Source organism: Speluncibacter jeojiensis (genome assembly GCF_029589495.1).
GTDB lineage: Bacteria > Actinomycetota > Actinomycetes > Mycobacteriales > Mycobacteriaceae > Speluncibacter > Speluncibacter jeojiensis.
Map to the genome: position 1 here is coordinate 940,337 of NZ_JAAIVF010000001.1, position 17,245 is coordinate 957,581.

Annotated in this window: 17 protein-coding genes; 1 reads left to right on the forward strand and 16 read right to left on the reverse strand. The window is 71.3% G+C overall.

Annotated features, from left to right (window positions below):
* Nucleotides 1-7 precede the first annotated feature (7 nt).
* The 14 genes from panC to dacB all read right to left on the reverse strand — a co-directional run bounded on the left by panC (nt 8) and on the right by dacB (nt 14,021).
* Nucleotides 8-952: a pantoate--beta-alanine ligase gene (gene panC / locus G4X40_RS04005; RefSeq protein WP_277830299.1), complete on the reverse strand. Its 945-nt coding sequence runs from the start codon at nt 950-952 to the stop codon at nt 8-10.
* Nucleotides 949-1,863: a Rossmann-like and DUF2520 domain-containing protein gene (locus tag G4X40_RS04010; RefSeq protein ID WP_277831261.1), complete on the reverse strand. Its 915-nt coding sequence runs from the start codon at nt 1,861-1,863 to the stop codon at nt 949-951. Before G4X40_RS04010 ends, panC begins: the two co-directional genes overlap by 4 nt.
* Before the next feature lie 189 nt (nt 1,864-2,052).
* Nucleotides 2,053-2,973 carry a DUF6779 domain-containing protein gene (locus G4X40_RS04015; RefSeq protein ID WP_277830301.1) on the reverse strand — a complete coding sequence of 307 codons (921 nt, stop codon included), beginning with the start codon at nt 2,971-2,973 and terminating at the stop codon, nt 2,053-2,055.
* Nucleotides 2,974-3,051: 78 nt separating this feature from the next.
* Nucleotides 3,052-3,525 (reverse strand): DUF3180 domain-containing protein, encoded by a 474-nt coding sequence (locus G4X40_RS04020; RefSeq protein ID WP_277830303.1) that lies wholly within the window; start codon nt 3,523-3,525, stop codon nt 3,052-3,054.
* Nucleotides 3,522-4,022 carry a 2-amino-4-hydroxy-6-hydroxymethyldihydropteridine diphosphokinase gene (gene folK, locus G4X40_RS04025; protein ID WP_277830305.1) on the reverse strand — a complete coding sequence of 167 codons (501 nt, stop codon included), beginning with the start codon at nt 4,020-4,022 and terminating at the stop codon, nt 3,522-3,524. Before folK ends, G4X40_RS04020 begins: the two co-directional genes overlap by 4 nt.
* Nucleotides 4,019-4,408, reverse strand: a complete 390-nt coding sequence (folB, locus tag G4X40_RS04030; protein ID WP_277830307.1) for a dihydroneopterin aldolase — start codon at nt 4,406-4,408, stop codon at nt 4,019-4,021. The genes folK and folB overlap by 4 nt, the downstream gene beginning before the upstream one ends.
* Entirely contained in the window at nt 4,405-5,217 is an 813-nt protein-coding gene (folP, locus tag G4X40_RS04035) for a dihydropteroate synthase (protein WP_277831262.1), read from the reverse strand. The genes folB and folP overlap by 4 nt, the downstream gene beginning before the upstream one ends.
* Before the next feature lie 71 nt (nt 5,218-5,288).
* Nucleotides 5,289-5,855, reverse strand: a complete 567-nt coding sequence (gene folE / locus G4X40_RS04040) for a GTP cyclohydrolase I FolE (protein ID WP_277831264.1) — start codon at nt 5,853-5,855, stop codon at nt 5,289-5,291.
* A 145-nt stretch (nt 5,856-6,000) separates the two neighbouring features.
* Nucleotides 6,001-8,391, reverse strand: a complete 2,391-nt coding sequence (gene ftsH, locus G4X40_RS04045; protein ID WP_277830309.1) for an ATP-dependent zinc metalloprotease FtsH — start codon at nt 8,389-8,391, stop codon at nt 6,001-6,003.
* A 167-nt stretch (nt 8,392-8,558) separates the two neighbouring features.
* Nucleotides 8,559-9,905 carry an amidase gene (locus G4X40_RS04050; RefSeq protein WP_277830311.1) on the reverse strand — a complete coding sequence of 449 codons (1,347 nt, stop codon included), beginning with the start codon at nt 9,903-9,905 and terminating at the stop codon, nt 8,559-8,561.
* Nucleotides 9,902-10,465: a hypoxanthine phosphoribosyltransferase gene (gene hpt / locus G4X40_RS04055; protein WP_277830313.1), complete on the reverse strand. Its 564-nt coding sequence runs from the start codon at nt 10,463-10,465 to the stop codon at nt 9,902-9,904. The genes G4X40_RS04050 and hpt overlap by 4 nt, the downstream gene beginning before the upstream one ends.
* A gap of 66 nt (nt 10,466-10,531) precedes the next feature.
* Nucleotides 10,532-11,539, reverse strand: coding sequence for a tRNA lysidine(34) synthetase TilS (tilS, locus tag G4X40_RS04060; protein WP_408642109.1), 1,008 nt, complete (start codon nt 11,537-11,539; stop codon nt 10,532-10,534).
* Nucleotides 11,536-12,624, reverse strand: coding sequence for a zinc-dependent metalloprotease (locus G4X40_RS04065; protein ID WP_277830315.1), 1,089 nt, complete (start codon nt 12,622-12,624; stop codon nt 11,536-11,538). Before G4X40_RS04065 ends, tilS begins: the two co-directional genes overlap by 4 nt.
* On the reverse strand, nt 12,621-14,021 hold the full coding sequence (dacB, locus tag G4X40_RS04070) for a D-alanyl-D-alanine carboxypeptidase/D-alanyl-D-alanine endopeptidase (protein WP_277830317.1): 1,401 nt from the start codon (nt 14,019-14,021) through the stop codon (nt 12,621-12,623). The genes G4X40_RS04065 and dacB overlap by 4 nt, the downstream gene beginning before the upstream one ends.
* A 153-nt stretch (nt 14,022-14,174) precedes the next feature.
* Here dacB and G4X40_RS04075 point away from each other — a divergent pair, with 153 nt between their 5' ends.
* Nucleotides 14,175-14,666 (forward strand): inorganic diphosphatase, encoded by a 492-nt coding sequence (locus tag G4X40_RS04075; protein ID WP_277830319.1) that lies wholly within the window; start codon nt 14,175-14,177, stop codon nt 14,664-14,666.
* A gap of 108 nt (nt 14,667-14,774) precedes the next feature.
* Here the strand turns inward: G4X40_RS04075 and G4X40_RS04080 are convergent, their stop codons facing one another.
* Both G4X40_RS04080 and G4X40_RS04085 read right to left on the reverse strand, forming a co-directional pair.
* Complete coding sequence (locus G4X40_RS04080) at nt 14,775-16,580, reverse strand: MDR family MFS transporter (RefSeq protein ID WP_277830320.1); 1,806 nt, start codon at nt 16,578-16,580, stop codon at nt 14,775-14,777.
* Nucleotides 16,577-17,128, reverse strand: a complete 552-nt coding sequence (locus G4X40_RS04085) for a MarR family winged helix-turn-helix transcriptional regulator (RefSeq protein WP_277830321.1) — start codon at nt 17,126-17,128, stop codon at nt 16,577-16,579. Before G4X40_RS04085 ends, G4X40_RS04080 begins: the two co-directional genes overlap by 4 nt.
* Nucleotides 17,129-17,245 lie beyond the last annotated feature (117 nt).

Consider the following 17,245-nt stretch of genomic DNA (forward strand, 5'->3'; position numbering starts at 1 on the left):
CTCCGGTTCAGTGGCTGACGGATTCGGTGGAAGATTCTGGGACACCGGGCATCTCGGAGCCAGTGAAGCCGGTGCCGATGGGGACGCCGACGTTGTCGATCAGTCGGGTGCCGCCCAGACGTGCGGCCACCAGCAGGCGGCCGTCGCCGCGCTCCGGCGCCGGCCCCAGGTCGACACCGCGCAGTTCCAGGTAGTCGACCTCGATCTCCGGGGTCGACTCGAGCACCCGGCGGGCGGTGCCGAGGATCGCCTCGGCACCGTCGGCGGCCGCATGCGCCCCCGCCACCAGCGCGGCCGACAGGGCGGCCGCCACCGCCCGCTGGTCCTCGTCGAGGTAGGCGTTGCGTGAGGACAGTGCGAGCCCGTCCTGTTCGCGGACCGTGGGTACACCGACGACCCGCACGCTCAGGTTCAGGTCCGCCACCATCTGGCGGATCAGCGTGAGCTGCTGGTAGTCCTTTTCGCCGAAGAACGCCTGATGCGGTTCGACGATCCCGAAGAGCTTCGCCACGACGGTCAGCATCCCGGCGAAATGCGTTGGGCGGGAAGCTCCCTCGAGCTCCGCACCGAGCAGTCCGGGGTGGATCATGGTGCGCGGTCCGTGCGGGTACATCGCGGCCGCGTTCGGCGCGAAGACCAGCTCGACGCCCTCCTCACGCAACAGCTCCAGGTCACGGTCCAGCGTGCGGGGGTAGGCGTCGAGGTCCTCGCCGGCCCCGAACTGCAGGGGGTTGACGAAGATCGACACCACGACCACCGAGCCCGGCACCCGCTTCGCCTGCCGCACCAGCGAGACGTGTCCGGCGTGCAGCGCGCCCATGGTCGGCACCATCACGACCTGCCTGCCGACCCCGCGCAGTGCGCGCGACACCGCGGTCAGCGCGGCAGGGTCGTGGTGGACGGTCAGTTGTCCACGGACGTATCCGCCTGCAGCGGTTGGCGATTCGGTCACGATTGGTCCTCCAGTAGTGCGATCAGCTCGGGTGCGGCCGCCGCCCGGCGAGCGGTCCGCAGCGACAGCGCCCGGTACCCGGCGGCGATCTCGGGATCGGCCTCGCCGAGCACCCGCAGATGGGTGGAGACAGCCTCGACGTCGCCGCGGGCCACCGGACCGGTGAGCGCGCGGTCGCCGTAGCGCAGGGCATTGTCGAGGGCAGCGGTCAGCAGCGGCGCGAGGATTCGCTGCGGCACTCCCTCCGCGTCGGCGCCGAGCAGTGCGTCCTGGGTCGCGCCCGAGTCGCCGATCGCCACCCGCAGCGCCGCCACGGCGTCGTTGACGAGGGTGACCAGGTGGTTGCTGCCGTGCGCGAGCGCCGCGTGATAGAGCGGTCGGGACCGTTCCGGGATGCGCACCGGTTCCCCGCCGAGTTCGATGACCAGCGACTGCGCGATCGCGTGGCCGACCTCGTCGGCGGCGGTGACCCCGAAGCAGGCCGATGCCAATCGGTCGGTGTCCTCGCGGTGGCCGGTGAAGGTCATGGCCGGATGGATCGCCAGGCCGATCGCGCCGAGCTCGGTCAGCGGGGAAAGGATGCCGACGCCCTGGGCGCCCGCGGTGTGCACGACCATCTTGCCCGGACCGATCCCGCCGTCGGACGCTAGGCCGCGGATGAGCCCCGGCAGCTCCGCATCGGGCACCGCCAGCAGCAGCAGTTCGGCACGGGCGACGACCTCGGGGATCGGCAGGATTGCGGATTCGGGCAGCCGGGTGCCGGCCCGTTCGCGAGAGGCCTCCGAGATGGCACTGCAGGCTGCGACGACATGGCCGGCGCGTTCCCACGCCTCACCCAGCGCGGTGCCGACGCGACCGGCCGAGACGACGCCGACGGTGAGCCTGGCGGGCGTCGGCCAGTTCCCGGGGATCGCCGAAGCCGGGCCACCCTGATCGGGGTCGGCGCCGTCGGCAAACGCGTTGAAGCCGAGTGAGTCCACTCGTGGTCCTTCCGGAGTCGTTCCAGTCCTGCCGTGCAGGTACCGGACGTGCCCGTCGAGGTTATCGCGGCGGCCTCATCGGGGGCCACGAGAGGTGAGCCATGTCACGCGGGTGTGCGGCTACTCGGCGCGGCGGCGCCGGCCCCCACCCGCGGCCGCGGCACCGCCCGTCTGCAGCCGGGCCAACAGCTCGGACACCGAGCTGCCCCCCGAATGGGCGCCCGAGTGCGCGCCGTCCTCGTCCTCGTCATCGGCAGCTGATTCGGCATCCGCACCGGCGCCGTCCCGTCGGCCGGCATCGGACGCCCCGTCCGTCGCCGTCCCGTCCGTCCCCACCCGGACCGCCGGGATGATCTCGGTCTCGGCATCGAGGGGCTCGACATCGTCGGTCACCGGGGACATCGACACGACCTGGGTCTCCGCGGTCCACGGCTCGTCCCCCGGCTGCACCAGGTTCGGCCCGCTGACCGGAGGACGGTCGTCGCCACGGGTCCGGGCGTCGGTGCGCTCGTCGGTGTTCCCCCGCTCCCGGTTGCCGAGTTCGCGGACACGATCGGCCCGGGCCCGCACGGCCGGCACCAGGTCGGGCAGCTCCCCGCCCAGCAGCAACTCGAGATTCGAGCGCAGCGCCGACAGCTCCTCGCGCAGCGCGGCCAGTTCCGACGACGACTCCTCCTCGAGTTCGCGGCGCACCTGTGCCTGGACCGCGAGCTCGTACTCCCGCCGGGCCGAGATCTCCCGTTCGAGTTGCAACTCGTAGACGAGCTTGAGGTCGCGCGCCTTGGCCGCGTCGCTCTCCGACTCCTTGCGATACATGGTCATCCCGATCGCGCCGAGCACCGCCGCCCACGCCGCCGCCACCACGGCCAGCCGCAGCAGCGCGACACTGTCGCTGAAGATCATGATGATGCTGGCGATCACGGCCAGCACGATGAGCGCCGCCGACACCACCTGCCAGGGGCTGCGGGCGCGTCTTCCGTCCCGCCTCGCGGTGCTCCGGCGGCGTTGACGTGGAACGTTGCTGCGACCGGAAACGCTCATGCCGCGACCATACCGGGATGTGGCTGTGTATTACCCGAGCACGCACGGCGATTCCCGAGAAAGTTCCTGGTCACGCGTCTAATGCGCGGGATCCTCCGGCGGCTCCGGCGGGGCCTTGCAGCAGTGTTCGAGCCACAGTGCGGCGGCCGCGAGCACGATCCCGGCAACGGTGCCGACGAGGGCTCCCGGGCTGTCCAGCGTGGCCGAACGCAACAACGGTCGCTGTGGGAACAGATACAGCCAGAATCCGGCCCAGATGCCGGCGCTGAGCGCGCCGACGACCGCGGACGCCTTCGCCAGCGCGAGCGCCCGCGCGGCGGTGATCGGGTGCAGTTGGCGCGGGTCGGTGCCCAGCTCCCGGTTCGCCACCCGGGACCGGATGATGTAGGCCAGCACGACCTCGATCGCGGCGAGCACATACAGCGAGGCTCCCGCGTAGATCGGGACCCGCGGCAGCGAGCCGTAGATCACGTGCGCAAGCGTCCACACCACGACCGCGGCGACCACCGCGAGCGCGACGAGGTCCCGGATGCGCGTCGTCCGCAACCTCATGCACCCCCGCGGACGAGTACGAACTCGGTCCGGGTCACCCCGGACAACTCGCCGGACGCCAGGTCGCCGAGGAGCTCACGCACCGGCCGGCCGGCCAACCGCGCGTCGGGCTCGATCTCCAGCCAGGGAACCAGCACGAAGGCCCGCTCGTGGGCGCGCGGATGCGGAAGCGTCAGCTCCGGATCGTCGCTGACGACGTCGTCGCAGGTGATGACGTCGACGTCCAGGGTTCGCGGGCCCCACCGCTCCAGCCGGACCCGCTCCGCGGCGCGCTCGAGTTCCTGTCCGATCCGCAGCCAGTCGTGGCAGTCCCGGTCGTCGTCCCGGACGATCAACGTGGCATTGAGGAAGTCCTGCTGCTCGACCCCGCCCCACGGCGCCGTCGAGTAGACCGAGGAACATGCCGTCACCCGGTCGCCGAGCGCGTCGAGCACCGACTGCAGGTGGGTGAGCCGGTCGCCGAGATTCGAACCGATCGAGAGCACCGCCCGGCTCACCGCTGTCGCCCCTCACGGGTGCGGTACGCCGTGACGGCGACGTCGGCGAACGTCAGCGGGATCGGGGCCGACGGCTTGTGCACGGTCACCTCGACCGCCTCCGCCCGTCCGTCCACCAGCACGCCGTCGGCGATCTCACCGGCGACGGCCTCGATGAGGTCCTTCGGCGGGCCCGCGATCACCGCCGCGGCAAGTTGCGCGAGCGCGCCGTAGTCGAGGGTGTCGGCCAGATCGTCGGAGGCCGCCGCGACCGACAGGTCCAGCCATACGGTCAGGTCGACGAGGAAGTCCTGCCCATCGCGCTTCTCGTGGTCGAAGACGCCGTGGAACCCGCGGACACGCAGCCCCCGCAGTTCGATCCGGTCGGATCCCCGTCGGCCCCTCATCGCTGTCCCTCCTGGTGCCACCGAGTCGCGACCGCGACCGCGTCGAGTGAGGCGAGTACGTCGTGCACGCGTACCCCCCAGGCGCCCCCGGCCGCGGCCAGCGCCGAGATGGCCGCGGTGGCGACCTCCCGGCCGTCCGGCGACCGCGGCGCACCGTCCGGCCCGGCGAGCAGTTCGCCGAGGAACCGCTTGCGTGAGGCGCCGATCAGCACCGGAAACCCGAGCCCGGTCAGACGCGGCAGCGCGTCCAGCAGTGCCCAGTTGTCGGCGCCGGTCTTCGCGAAGCCCAGACCGGGGTCGAGCACCAGCTTGCCGGGGTCCACCCCCGCCGCGACCGCCGCATCCACCTGACGCAGCAGTTCGGTCACGACGGTCTCGACGACGTCCTCACCGCGATGCGCCGCACCACCGGCATGGACGTAGCCGCCGTCGGCACGCCAGTGCATGAGGATCCACGGCACGCCGGCCTCGGCGACCACCCGGGCCATGTCGGGGTCGGCCAGCCCGCCGGAGACGTCGTTGACGATCGCGGCGCCGGCCTCGACGGCCGCGGCCGCCACCGATGCACGCATGGTGTCGACGCTGATCGTCATGCCGCCGGCCGCGAGGTCCGCGATCACCGGGGTGACCCGCGCGGCCTCGACAGCCGCATCGACCCGTTGGGCGCCGGGCCTGGTCGACTCGCCGCCCACGTCGATGACATCGACGCCGAGCCGTTGCATGTCGAGACCGTGCCCGACCGCCGCGTCGTGGCGCAGGTAGCGACCGCCGTCCGAGAACGAGTCCGCGGTGACGTTGAGGACCCCCATCACCACACACCGGCCGGGAGTCGGCAGCCCGCTCTGCGACCGATCCGCGCGCACCGGCGGAACCTCGGGGTTCACTTGCGGAGGATGAGGTCCAGCGCCTCGGCTCGTGAGGCCGCACTCGACTTGAACAGCCCGCGCACCGCCGAGGTGGTGGTGGTCGCGCCGGGCTTGCGGATGCCGCGCATCGCCATGCACAGGTGCTCGGCCTCGATCACCACGATGGCGCCCCGCGGCTCGAGCTTGCGCATGATCGCGTCGGCGATCTGGCTGGTCAGACGCTCCTGCACCTGGGGACGCTTGGCGTACAGGTCGACCACGCGGGCCAGCTTCGACAGCCCCGTCACGCGACCGTGCTCGCCGGGGATGTAGCCGACGTGCGCGACACCGTGGAACGACACCAGGTGGTGCTCGCAGGTCGAGTACATCGGGATGCCCTTGACCAGCACCAGCTCTTCGTGGTCCTCGTCGAACGTGGTGTTCAGCACCGCGTCGGGATCGGTGTACAGCCCGGCGAACATCTCCTGATAGGCCCGGGCCACCCGGGCCGGGGTCTCGAGCAGACCGGCGCGATCCGGGTCCTCCCCGACCGCGAGCAGCAACTCGCGCACCGCCGCCTCGGCGCGCGCCTGGTCGAACACCTTCGCGCCGGGCTCCGCCTTATCGCCGACGCGCCGGTCGCCTGCGTTGCTCCGGTCGCCGACTCGATCGATCGACAACACTGCCTGCACCTCCGAAGTTCCGGATCGTTCTTCGACCGACCCGCACGACACCGGCCGCGAGTGGTCAACGCTTACCGTCTTCAGCATTCCAGTGGTTGCTCTCGGCGTCCGAACCGGTGCTCGGTTGCGGCCCCTGGTGCCCACTGCCCGCACCGTTGCCACTGCCCGCGCCGTCCTCGCCGGTCGACCCCTGCCCCGGCGCGGCCTGGCCCGATGGGGCGTAGCCGCCGGGAGCGCTGTAGCCCGGTGCGCCATATCCCGGCGCGCCGTAGCCGGGAGCACCGTAGCCCGGGCCGACCGGCTGCTGGGCGCCGTCGCGCGGCGGCCATCCGGGCGCGGACCACCCGGGAGGTGCGCCGTAGTTCGGCAGCGCGCCGTGCGGGGCGTTCTGCGCCGGATGCACCGGGTAGGGCTGACCGTACTGCGGCGCGCCGTGACCGTTCGGTCCGGTCGCGGCCGCGTTGGCGGCTGCCTGCTCCTCCGCGAGGCGACGCTTGTAGGCGGGCTCGGGGACCGGCGGCGGCCACGGCTCGCCGCGCTCGATCGCCAGCTCACCGGGGGTCTTGATCGGCGGCTTGTCCGACGGGGTGCGCCCGCCGAAGTCGTCGAACGCGGTGATCCGGGGGCGCTTCTCGACGTCCCCGAAGATCTTCTCCAGGTCCTTGCGGTGCAGCGTCTCACGCTCGAGCAGTTCCCCGGCGAGCACGTCGAGGGTGTCGCGGTACTCGTTGAGGATCGACCACGCCTCGGTGTGCGCCGCCTCGATCAGCTTGCGCACCTCCTCGTCGATCTCCCGGGCGACCTCGTGCGAGTAGTCCGACTGCATGCCCATGGACCGGCCCAGGAACGGGTCGCCCTGCTCCTGGCCGTAGCGGACCGCACCCAGTTTCGCGCTCATGCCGTACTCGGTGACCATCGCGCGGGCGATCTTGGTGGCCTGGTCGATGTCGGACGACGCGCCGGTGGTCGGCTCGTGGAACACGAGTTCCTCGGCCGCGCGTCCCCCCATCGCCATGACCAGCCGCGAGATCATCTCCGAACGGGTCATCAAACCCTTGTCGTCCTCGGGGACCGCGAGCGCGTGGCCGCCGGTGCGTCCGCGGGCGAGGATCGTGACCTTGTAGATCGGGTCGATGTCCGGCATCGCCCACGCGGCGAGCGTGTGACCGCCCTCGTGGTAGGCGGTGATCTTCTTCTCGTGCTCGCTGATGATGCGGCTCTTGCGCCGCGGCCCACCGATCACCCGGTCCACGGACTCCTCGAGCGACTCGCCGGTGATCACGGTGCCGTTCTCGCGCGCGGTGAGCAGCGCGGCCTCGTTGATCACGTTGGCCAGGTCCGCGCCGGACATGCCCACCGTCCGCTTGGCCAGCCCGTCCAGGTCGGCGTCCGGGCCGATCGGCTTGCCCGCCGAGTGCACCTTCAGGATGGCTCGACGACCCGCCAGGTCCGGGTTACCGACCGGGATCTGCCGGTCGAACCGGCCGGGCCGCAGCAGCGCCGGGTCGAGGATGTCGGGGCGGTTGGTCGCCGCGATCAGGATGATGCCGGTGCGCGCACCGAAGCCGTCCATCTCGACCAGCAGCTGGTTGAGGGTCTGTTCGCGCTCGTCGTGCCCGCCGCCGAGCCCGGCGCCGCGCTGGCGGCCGACCGCGTCGATCTCGTCGACGAAGATGATGCACGGACTGTTCTGCTTGGCCTGCTCGAACAGGTCGCGCACGCGGGAGGCGCCGACACCGACGAACATCTCGACGAAGTCCGAACCGGAGATCGTGAAGAACGGCACACCGGCCTCGCCGGCGACCGCGCGGGCGAGCAGCGTCTTGCCGGTGCCGGGCGGGCCGTACAGCAGCACGCCCTTGGGGATCTTGGCGCCGAGGGCCTGGTAGCGGGCCGGGTTCTGCAGGAAGTCCTTGATCTCGTACAGCTCTTCGACGGCCTCGTCGGCGCCGGCGACGTCCGCGAACGTCGTCTTCGGCATGTCCTTCGTCAACTGCTTGGCCTTGGACTTGCCGAAGCCCATGACGCCCTTACCGCCGCCCTGCATGCGGTTCATCATGAACATGAACAGCGCCAGGATCGCCACCATCGGCAGCACGAAGACCAGGATCGAGGTGAGGATGCTGTCCTGCGTGACGGTGGTGTTGTAGTCCTTGAGGTTCGCGGCCTTGAGGTCGTCGAACAGCTGGCCCGACACACCGCTCGGGTACTTGGTGATGATCTGCTTCGCGCCGTCGGTGCCGTCCGCGGGCGCCTTGAGCGTCAGCCGCAGCTGCTGCTCCTTGTCGTCCATCTGCGCGGACTCGACATTGCCCTTCTGCAGCTGGGTGATCGCGACCGACGTGTCCACGGAGGTGTACCCCCGCGTGCTGTCGCTGAAGTGGAAGAACGCCCAGATGATCAGCACGATTCCAGCAAGAATCGCCAGGTTGCGGAACACAGTCTTGCGGTTCATACAGCGTCGGCCGAGGTGGCCTCGTCCTTCCAGGTCATGAGGATCCGGCTGCTCACCGGCACTATCAGGCTACCTTGCGACAACCGTGCCGCACGGTCCACCGACGGGGATCGCGACACCCCGACATGGGGGCAACGTCCGGCGTCCGCATTCGGTTCCCGACCTGATCAGTCGCGGTAGCCGGGCGCCACCCGCTGCCACGGCATCAACGCCTCGAGCTGTGCGGCCAGGGCCAGCAGCGTCGACTCGCCGCCCGGCAGCGCCGCCAGTTGCACCGCGACCGGCAGGCCGGTGCCCGGGTCCACGCCGGCGGGCACGCTCGCGGCCGGCCAGCCGAGCAGATTCCACAGGGCCGGGAACGGCGCGTACCGCAGGTTGACCGCCATGTTGGACAGCCAGGACTTCTCGGACCACCGCGCCGCCTCGGGCGCGAACCGCGCCAGCGTCGGCGTCAGCACGACATCGTGGTCCGCGAAGAACTCCCGCACCCGCGCCTCGAGCCCGACCAGCTGGCCCGGGTTGACAAGCCGCAATCGCTCGACAACCCGCCCGATCGCGACGTGCCGCCGGGTGCGCGGCGCCAGCAGGTTCCGGTCCAGCCCGCGCGCATCGGCCGCGGCGCCGGCGGTCCACCGCTCGAACAGCGGGGCGAGGTTCCGTGGATACGGCAGCCGCGCGGAGGTCACCGTGTGGCCGGCCCCGGACAGCACCTCGCCCGCCCGGGCCGCCGCGCCCGACCAGGCGGGGTCGACGCCGATCACCGGGCTCGGCGACCCCGGCGCGAGCGCGATCCGCAGTCCGGGTGCAGGGGCGGGGTCGGCCAGTTCCGGCCGGCCGGCCAACACCGACAGCAGCAGGGCCGCATCCGCGACCGTCGTGGTCAGCGGACCGTTCTCGGACATGCCGAACCACGCGTTCTCGCCCAGCTCGGCGGGCACCACGTCGCGGCCGGGGCGGAACCCGAACAGTCCGCAGTTCGCGGCCGGGATGCGGATCGACCCGAGCCCGTCGTTGCCGTGGGCGACCGGGACCATGCCGGACGCCACCGCCGCGGCCGAGCCGCCGGACGACCCGCCGGGTGTGCGCCCCGGCGACCACGGGTTGCGGGTGATCCCGAACGAGGAATCGCAGGTGCCCCACAGGCACAGCTCGGGCACATTGGTCAGTCCCACCACGACGGCGCCCGCCGCCCGCAGCCGGGCGACGACCGGATGGTCGGCGGCGGCCGGTTGCCCGCTCGTCCCCGCGGACCCGTCGCGCAGGCTCTCGCCTGCGACGGCCACGTTGTCCTTGATCGCGACCGGCACCCCGGCCAGCGGCAGCCGGTCCAGGTCGGTGCGGGCGGCCACCTGCTCGGCCTCGGCCATCGCCTCGGCGGCGCGCACCCGGCGGAACGCCCCGATCTCGCCGTCGCGCTCGGCGATACGTGCCAGCGCACGCTCGACGGCCCCGGTCGCCGAGGCCGAACCGGTCCGAACCGACTCGGCGATCTGCGCGGCCGTCGCGTCGGTCACGAGCTGTAGACCTTGGGATCCAGCAGGCCGATGTAGGGCAGGTCCCGGTAACGCTCGGCGAAGTCGAGGCCGTAGCCGACGACGAACTCGTTGGGAATGTCGAACCCGACGTTCGCGACCTCGAGGTCGGCGCGCACGGCGTCCGGCTTGCGCAGCAGCGTGCACACCTCCAGCGAACGCGGGTTGCGGCTCGCGAGGTTGCGCATCAGCCAGGACAGCGTCAGGCCGGAGTCGATGATGTCCTCGACGATCAGCACGTTGCGGTCGGCGATGTCGCGGTCGAGGTCCTTGAGGATCCGCACCACTCCAGAGGACGAGGTGGACGAGCCGTACGAGCTGACCGCCATGAACTCCATCTGGGTGGGGATGGGCAGCGCGCGGGCCAGGTCCGTCATGAACATCATCGCGCCCTTGAGCACGCCGATCAGCAGCAGATCACTGTCGGGGTCGCCGTCGGTGGAGGGCGGATAGCGCTTGGCCAGGATCTCCGCGAGCTCCGCGGTGCGCTGATTGATCTGTTCCTCGGAGATCAGGACCGATGCGATGTCGCCGTCGTACAAGGCGCTATCCCCTTTTGTTCGTGCCAGGCGGGTGGCTGCGCGTGTGGGTGGCCGGACCCGAGCGGATCAGCCCTCGGTTCCGAGGTTCAGCCTGCCACGTCGCCTCGAGGCGACCAACCTCGCACCCGGACCGCCGCCGGGCAGCGCCACCGGCCCCTGCCCGCGCCAGCGCACGACGAGGTCGGCGACCGCCCGCAGGTGGGAGTCGGTCAGCTCGCGAGCACCGCCGCCCAGCAACCACTCCCGCAGCACCCTTCGCACTACCGGGGCCTCGACCTCGCCGAGCACCGCGACGTCCAGCGTGCCGTCGGCCGCACGGGCGCGGTCCAGGCACGCCGCCGCCGCGCGGTCGAGCACGGCGCCGTCTTCCTGCAGTTGCGTCGCCGTGCGGGCCAGCGCCGGCGCGACCCCGCCGCCGAGCACCTCCTCGAGCAGTGGCAGCACCTCGGTCCGCAGCCGCACCCGGGTGAACGCGGGGTCGCGGTTGTGAGGGTCCTCGTGCGGGTCCAGACCCAACTCGACGCACGCGCGGCGGGTCACCTCGCGGCGCAGTCCGAGCAGCGGCCGACCCCACGGCGCGTCGAACTCGCTCATGCCGCGGATCGAGCGGGGGCCGGATCCCCGCGCCAACCCGAGCAGGACGGTCTCGGCCTGGTCGTCGAGGGTGTGCGCGAGCAGCACCGGCGCGCCGCCCCGGGCGCGGGCGAGCGCCGGATACCGGGCCCGCCGCGCGGCGGCCTCCATCCCACCGGCTCCGTGCACGTCGACGGCGAGCACCTCGGCGTCGCCGCATCCCAGGTCGACGGCCTGCCGCGCCGCGCGTGCGGCCACCCGGTCCGAGCCTGCCTGCAGCCGATGGTCGACGACCAGCGCGCGGACGGTGTCGAACTCGGCGACCGCGGCGGCGGTCAGCGCCAGCGAGTCCGCGCCGCCCGACAGACCCACGCAGACCTCGCCGGCGTCCGGGAACGCGTTGCCGTGCCGGTCGAGCCAGCCGCGCAGCGCCCGCCGCACCTCGCCGAACGCACCGGGACCGGGCCGGCGGGAGAAGACGGGCGGGACGGGTCCGGTCAACCGAGCACTCGCGTGACCCAGCGCGCCGGCTCGTCGATCTCGGCGCGCCGCGGCAGCGTCTCGGGGCCGGTCCACACCGCGTTGAACTGCTCCATCCCGACCTGGCCGACCACGGCGTCGACGAACGCCTTGCCCCGCACGTACTGCGCGAGCTTGGCGTCCATGCCGAGCAGTGCGCGCATGATGCGCTGCAGCGGACTCGGGGTGCGCCGGCGCCGCGCGTCGAACGCCGAGCGGATCTGGGTGACGGTCGGGACCACGGCCGGCCCGACCGCGTCCATCACGTGGTCGGCGTGGCCCTCGAGCAGCGTGCCGAGCATGAGCAGCCGCTCGATGGCATTGCGCTGGGGCTCGGCCTGGGCCGCGCTGACCAGCCCGATCAGGCCCCCGTCCCCCGGCTCGACCTCGCCGCGGCGACGGCGGTTCAGTTCCGCGGCGAGCCGGCCTGCCATGTTCGCCAGCGGCTCCCCGGTGTCCTCGCCGAGCAGGTCGACCGCGCTCTTCATGTAGTCGGCGAGCCACGGCGCCGACGAGAACTGGACCCGGTGGGTCACCTCGTGCAGGCAGACCCAGAGCCGGAAGTCCTTGGGCGCCACCTTCAACGAGCGCTCCACCGCAATCACGTTCGGGGTGACCAGCAGCAGCGTGCCGTGCTCGCCGGTGAACGGGTCGTACTGGCCGAGGATCGCGGTGGACAGGAAGGCCAACACCGCGCCGGCCTGCACCCCGGCCACACGACCGCCGATGCCGGGACTGCCGTCTCGCGACCCCTGACCGTCGAGCCCCGCCGTCAGCTGTCCCATCGAGGCCGCGGCCGCGTCGATCCAGCCGGCGCGGTCGACGACCATCGCGGCCGGCACCGGCAGTCCGTCGGCGAGGCCGGTCACCTCCCGCACCGGCTGCTCGGCGAACCGCGCGGCGGCGGCGAGCTCCTCGGTCGCGGCCGCACGGGTGTACGGGGTCATCGCCGGACCCGGCCGGACCAGACGTGCGCCGGTCTTGGCGGCCAGCGCCCAATCCACCCCGCCGCCCAGCGGGCTGCGTTCGCCCCCCGAGGGGTCCGGGTCGCCGGCCGCGCCGGTCATCGGCAACCGCACGAGCGCAGCGCGGCGGCGACCGCGTCCAGCGCCGTCCGCGCCTGGTCGGGCGAGGTGCCGTTCGACATCAGCGCGAAGGTGAGGACCCGGTTGTCGACGGTGGTGACGACACCGGCGAGCGAGCTGACGCCGGACAGCGTGCCGGTCTTGGCCCGGGTCCACCCGGCCGCGGCGGCCGAGGCGTGGTCGAAACGGTCCGCGAGCGTGCCGGTACCGCCGGCGACCGGCAGGTCGTCGAGCAGCGGGCGCAGCTTCGGCTGGGAGGGGCCGGCCGCGGCGGTGAGCACCTGGTCGATCAGCCGCGCAGGGATACGGTCGTACGTGGACAGGCCGTTGACGTCTTCGAGGGTCAGTCCGGTGGTGTCGAAGCCCGCCTGTCGCAGGGTCTGGGTCACCGCCGCGACCGCGCCGTCGAAGGTCAGCGCCTGACCGCGCGCCTTGGCCACCTCGAGCCCGACCGTCTCGGCGAGCACATTGTCGGAGACCGTCATCAGCTCGTGCAGCCGCTCGCTCAGCGGCGCCGACTGCACGGAGGCCAGCGTCTGCGCGCCCGCCGGCGCGGTGCCCTCGGTGACCGCGGAGGCGTCCAGGCCGAGCTGCTTCGCCAGCGTCTGTCCCGCGTACAGCGCCGGGGTGGGACTGCGCGGCGACTCGTCGACGGTGGGACTGAGCCGGCCGCCGTCGAGCATGACCGCTTCGATCGGCGAGATGTTGCCGCCGGCGATGTCCGACTCGTCCCAGCCCTTGGCCATGCCCGGCCCCGGGAACAGGCTCTTGTCCACGACCACACTGGTGACGGGGATACCGGCGCGGCGCAACTGGTCTGCCAGGTCGGAGACGTGCGGGGCATCGAGGTAGAAACCCGTCTCGCCGTCCGGCTGGGCGGTCAGTGTCGGATCGCCGGCGCCGACCAGCACCACCTGGCCGGGCGCCGCACCCTGCACCACCTTCGTGGTCAGCCGCTGGTCGAGGGGCAGCGTCAGCAACGCCGCCGCAGTGGTCAGCACCTTGGTGACCGATCCAGGGGTCTGCGGGGTGTCGGCGCCCTGCTGCCAGAGCACCTGCCCGGTCTCGGCGTCGGACACCTGCCCGGTGAACGAGCCCAGGCCCGGGTTCGCGAGGGTGGGCGCCAGCGTGCGCGCCAAGCCCGCCGGCGACGGCACCGGCGCATCGGCAGGCACCGGGAGCACCTGCGGCGCCGGGGTCTGCAGCGGTGGCGCCGCCGCGGTGGCGACCGCGCCGGAACCGAACAGACTCGTTCCCCCGAGTTGCGTGACCGCGACCGCCGTACCCGCCCCGACCAGCAACAACACTGCGACCACGATGACCGTCACGCGCCAGGTGCGCCGTCGTCCCTCGAGACTCCCGCGCTTCTTGCTGCCCAATTCATCTCCGCCCGTCGTGACCAGCGAGCACTCCGCGACGTGTCGGGCCGGCGCCGACTCCGAGCACGCAGTGGGTCTTCGTCCGTCCACCCTAGTGCGGACCGGCTATCCTCCCACCGATACCTGCACCACACCGACACGAAGCGAGGACGCGTGGAGTTCGACGTCACCATCGAGATCCCCAAGGGCCAGCGGAACAAGTACGAGGTCGACCACGAGACCGGCCGCATCCGCCTGGACCGCTACCTGTACACGTCGATGCAGTACCCCGCCGACTACGGCTTCATCGAGGGCACGCTCGGCGAGGACGGCGACCCGCTCGACGCCTTCGTGCTGCTGCCGCAGTCGGTGTACCCCGGCGTGATCGTCGAGGCCCGTCCGGTCGCCATGTTCAAGATGGTCGACGAGGCCGGCGGCGACGACAAGGTGCTGTGCGTGCCCGCGGGCGACCACCGCTGGGACCACATCCAGGACCTGGCCGACGTCCCGCAGGACGAGCTGGAGGCCATCAAGCACTTCTTCGTCCACTACAAGGACCTGGAGCCGGGCAAGCACGTCGAGGCGGCCGACTGGGTCGGCAAGGCCGAGGCGGAGGCCGAGATCGAGCGTTCGATCAAGCGTCTCGCCGATTCCGGCGGGCACTGAGTCAACGGCGGTCACTGAGCCGCGAGCACGACGAAACGGCGGCCCCGGGCATCGATGCCCGGGGCCGCCGTTTCGTCGTCCATGGGAACGGGATCCGTCAGGGACGGATCAGTCCGCCCGGTGCCGTCCCGAATGTCCGGTCCCGTCCGGGTCGCCTTCGAGCGCGGTCCCCGACGGAGCCGCCGGGACCGGCGGAGCGGCAGGCTCGCTCGGAGCCGGCGCCCCCGAGCCTGACTGCTCACCGCTCGACTCCTCGGCCGCCGCGGCCAGACCGCCGGCCTTGCGCAGCGGCACCTCCTTCCAGAACAGCACCAGAACCAGCGCGATGCCGGCGAACACCGTCGTCGACAGGAACACCGTGTCCATCGAATCGGCGAAACCTGCCTTGAGCGGTTGCGCCAGTTCGGGGTTGAGCTGCTGGATGATCGAGCTGTCGCTGAGCACCTTGCCCGCGGCCGCGGAGTCACGGCTCAGGATGCCCTTGGAGAACGTGACGTCGGCCGGGTTGGTGCTCTGCACGCCCTGCACCAGCGCGTGCTGGAAATCGGGGTCCTTCGCCGCCGTCTCCAGCCGGCTGGTGATGTTCGGCGTCATCTGCGCGAACAGGATCGACAGGAAGATCGCGACACCCAGCGTGCCGCCGATCTGACGGAAGAACGTCGCCGACGCGGTCGACACGCCCATGTCCTTCGGCGGCAACGCATTCTGGATGGCCAGGGTCAGCGGCTGCATCATGTTGCCGAGTCCGAAGCCGACGATCGCCATGAACGCCATCACGATCGTGAAGCTGGTGTCGGCGTGCACGTAGTGCAGCAGGAACATGCCGAGCGTCAGCAGGACCGCGCCGATGACCGGGTACTTGCGGTAGTGGCCCGTGCGCGAGATCAGCTGACCGGAGATGATCGAGCCGAGCATCAGGCCGATGACCATCGGCAGCATCTGCAGGCCGGCGATCGTCGGGGTCGACCCCTTGACCACCTGGATGTACTGCGGCAGCAGCGAGATCCCGCCGAACATCGCCATACCCACGACGAACGAGATGACCACGCCCATCGAGAAGGTGATGTTGCGGAAGAAGCGCATCGGGATGAGCGCGGCGTCGCGCATCTTGATCTCGACGAGGACGAAGCCCACGACACCGATCGCGCCGATCACGTAGCAGCTCAACGATGCCGCCGAGCCCCAGCCCCACTCGCGGCCCTGTTCGGCCACGATCAGCAGCGGGACGATGCCGACCGCGAGCACCGCGGCGCCCCACCAGTCGATCCGGGTCTCGTTGCGCACCTTGGGCAGCTTGAGGTTCTTGAACACCACCAGCAGCGCGACAGCGCCGATCGGCACATTCACCAGGAACACCCAGCGCCAGCCGGCGATGCCGACGATCGAGTTCGTCCCGGCGAGCAGACCGCCGAGCACCGGTCCGAGCACGCTCGAGGTGCCGAACACGGCGAGGAAGTAGCCCTGGTACTTGGCGCGGTCCCGCGGCGACAGGATGTCACCGAGGATCGCCAATGCCAGCGACATCAGACCGCCGGCACCGATGCCCTGGAAGGCGCGGAACGCCGCGAGCATGTACATCGACTGCGCGAAGGTGCACAACAGCGAGCCCGCGACGAAGATCATGATCGCGGACATGAACAGCATCTTGCGGCCGTAGATGTCGGACAACTTGCCGTACAGCGGGGTCGCCAGCGTCGCGGTGATCAGGTACGCGGTGGTCACCCACGCCTGCAGCGCATAGCCGTTGAGGTCGTCGGCGATGGTACGGATCGCCGTCGACACGATGGTCTGGTCCAGCGACGCGAGGAACATCCCCAGCATCAGGCCGCTGAGGATCAGCATGATCTGCCGGTGGGTGAACCCACCCGGCGATTCGGCGGTGGCGCCCGGCGGCGCGGCTTTGGTGGCGGTCATCTCTGTTCCCTCAATGAAGTGTCGGCCGATCCGGTCCGGTCGGGAGCGTCTTTCGCGCACTCCGCCGCCCGGACGAGTCGGACTCGTTCCTGGTCGTCGATCAACTGGGTCAGCAACCTGAGCAGCGCGTCGCGGTCCTCCATCGACCAGTGCTCGATCACCTGGCTGAACCGGGCATTGCGCCGGTGACGCATCTCGGCGGCGGCCCGGCGACCGTCCTGTGTCACGGCGATGACGCTCGCCCGTCCGTCCTCCGGATCCGCGAGCCGCTCGAGATGGCCCAATTGGACCAGCTGCGCCACGTGACGGCTGACCGTCGACGGATCGGAGAGCACCGCCTCCGCAAGGGCACCCGAGCGCATCGGCCCCTGCTCGATGAGCGCGAACAGGCAGCGGAATGCCGCCAGGTCCAGGCCTCCCGGCCCCCGCGATCCCAGCTGGTGCATCGTCCGCTCACGGACCCGCTGCATCCTGCCGAGCTGATTGGCCAGCTCGTCTGCGTACGGTTCGATGCCGGGCTCGGATGCCACACGGACATCGGCGGTCATCGAGGTCACCTCCCGAAAGTATTTTCACGTCTCAACTAGTTGTATGCGTCAAGCATTAGCCCGCGGGCAGAGGAATGCAAATCCCCGAGACCGACCGTCGACCCCGTGCCCGAGGGA

Excerpts from the sequence above, each read along its gene's own strand:
- G4X40_RS04015 (WP_277830301.1), bottom strand. The coding sequence starts at position 2,973 with ATGAGCGTTTCCGGTCGCAGCAACGTTCCACGTCAACGCCGCCGGAGC.
- G4X40_RS04020 (WP_277830303.1), bottom strand. The coding sequence starts at position 3,525 with ATGAGGTTGCGGACGACGCGCATCCGGGACCTCGTCGCGCTCGCGGTG.
- folB (WP_277830307.1), bottom strand. The coding sequence starts at position 4,408 with ATGAGGGGCCGACGGGGATCCGACCGGATCGAACTGCGGGGGCTGCGT.
- folP (WP_277831262.1), bottom strand. The coding sequence starts at position 5,217 with ATGGGGGTCCTCAACGTCACCGCGGACTCGTTCTCGGACGGCGGTCGC.
- ftsH (WP_277830309.1), bottom strand. The coding sequence starts at position 8,391 with ATGAACCGCAAGACTGTGTTCCGCAACCTGGCGATTCTTGCTGGAATC.
- G4X40_RS04065 (WP_277830315.1), bottom strand. The coding sequence starts at position 12,624 with ATGACCGGCGCGGCCGGCGACCCGGACCCCTCGGGGGGCGAACGCAGC.
- G4X40_RS04080 (WP_277830320.1), bottom strand. The coding sequence starts at position 16,580 with ATGACCGCCACCAAAGCCGCGCCGCCGGGCGCCACCGCCGAATCGCCG.
- G4X40_RS04085 (WP_277830321.1), bottom strand. The coding sequence starts at position 17,128 with ATGACCGCCGATGTCCGTGTGGCATCCGAGCCCGGCATCGAACCGTAC.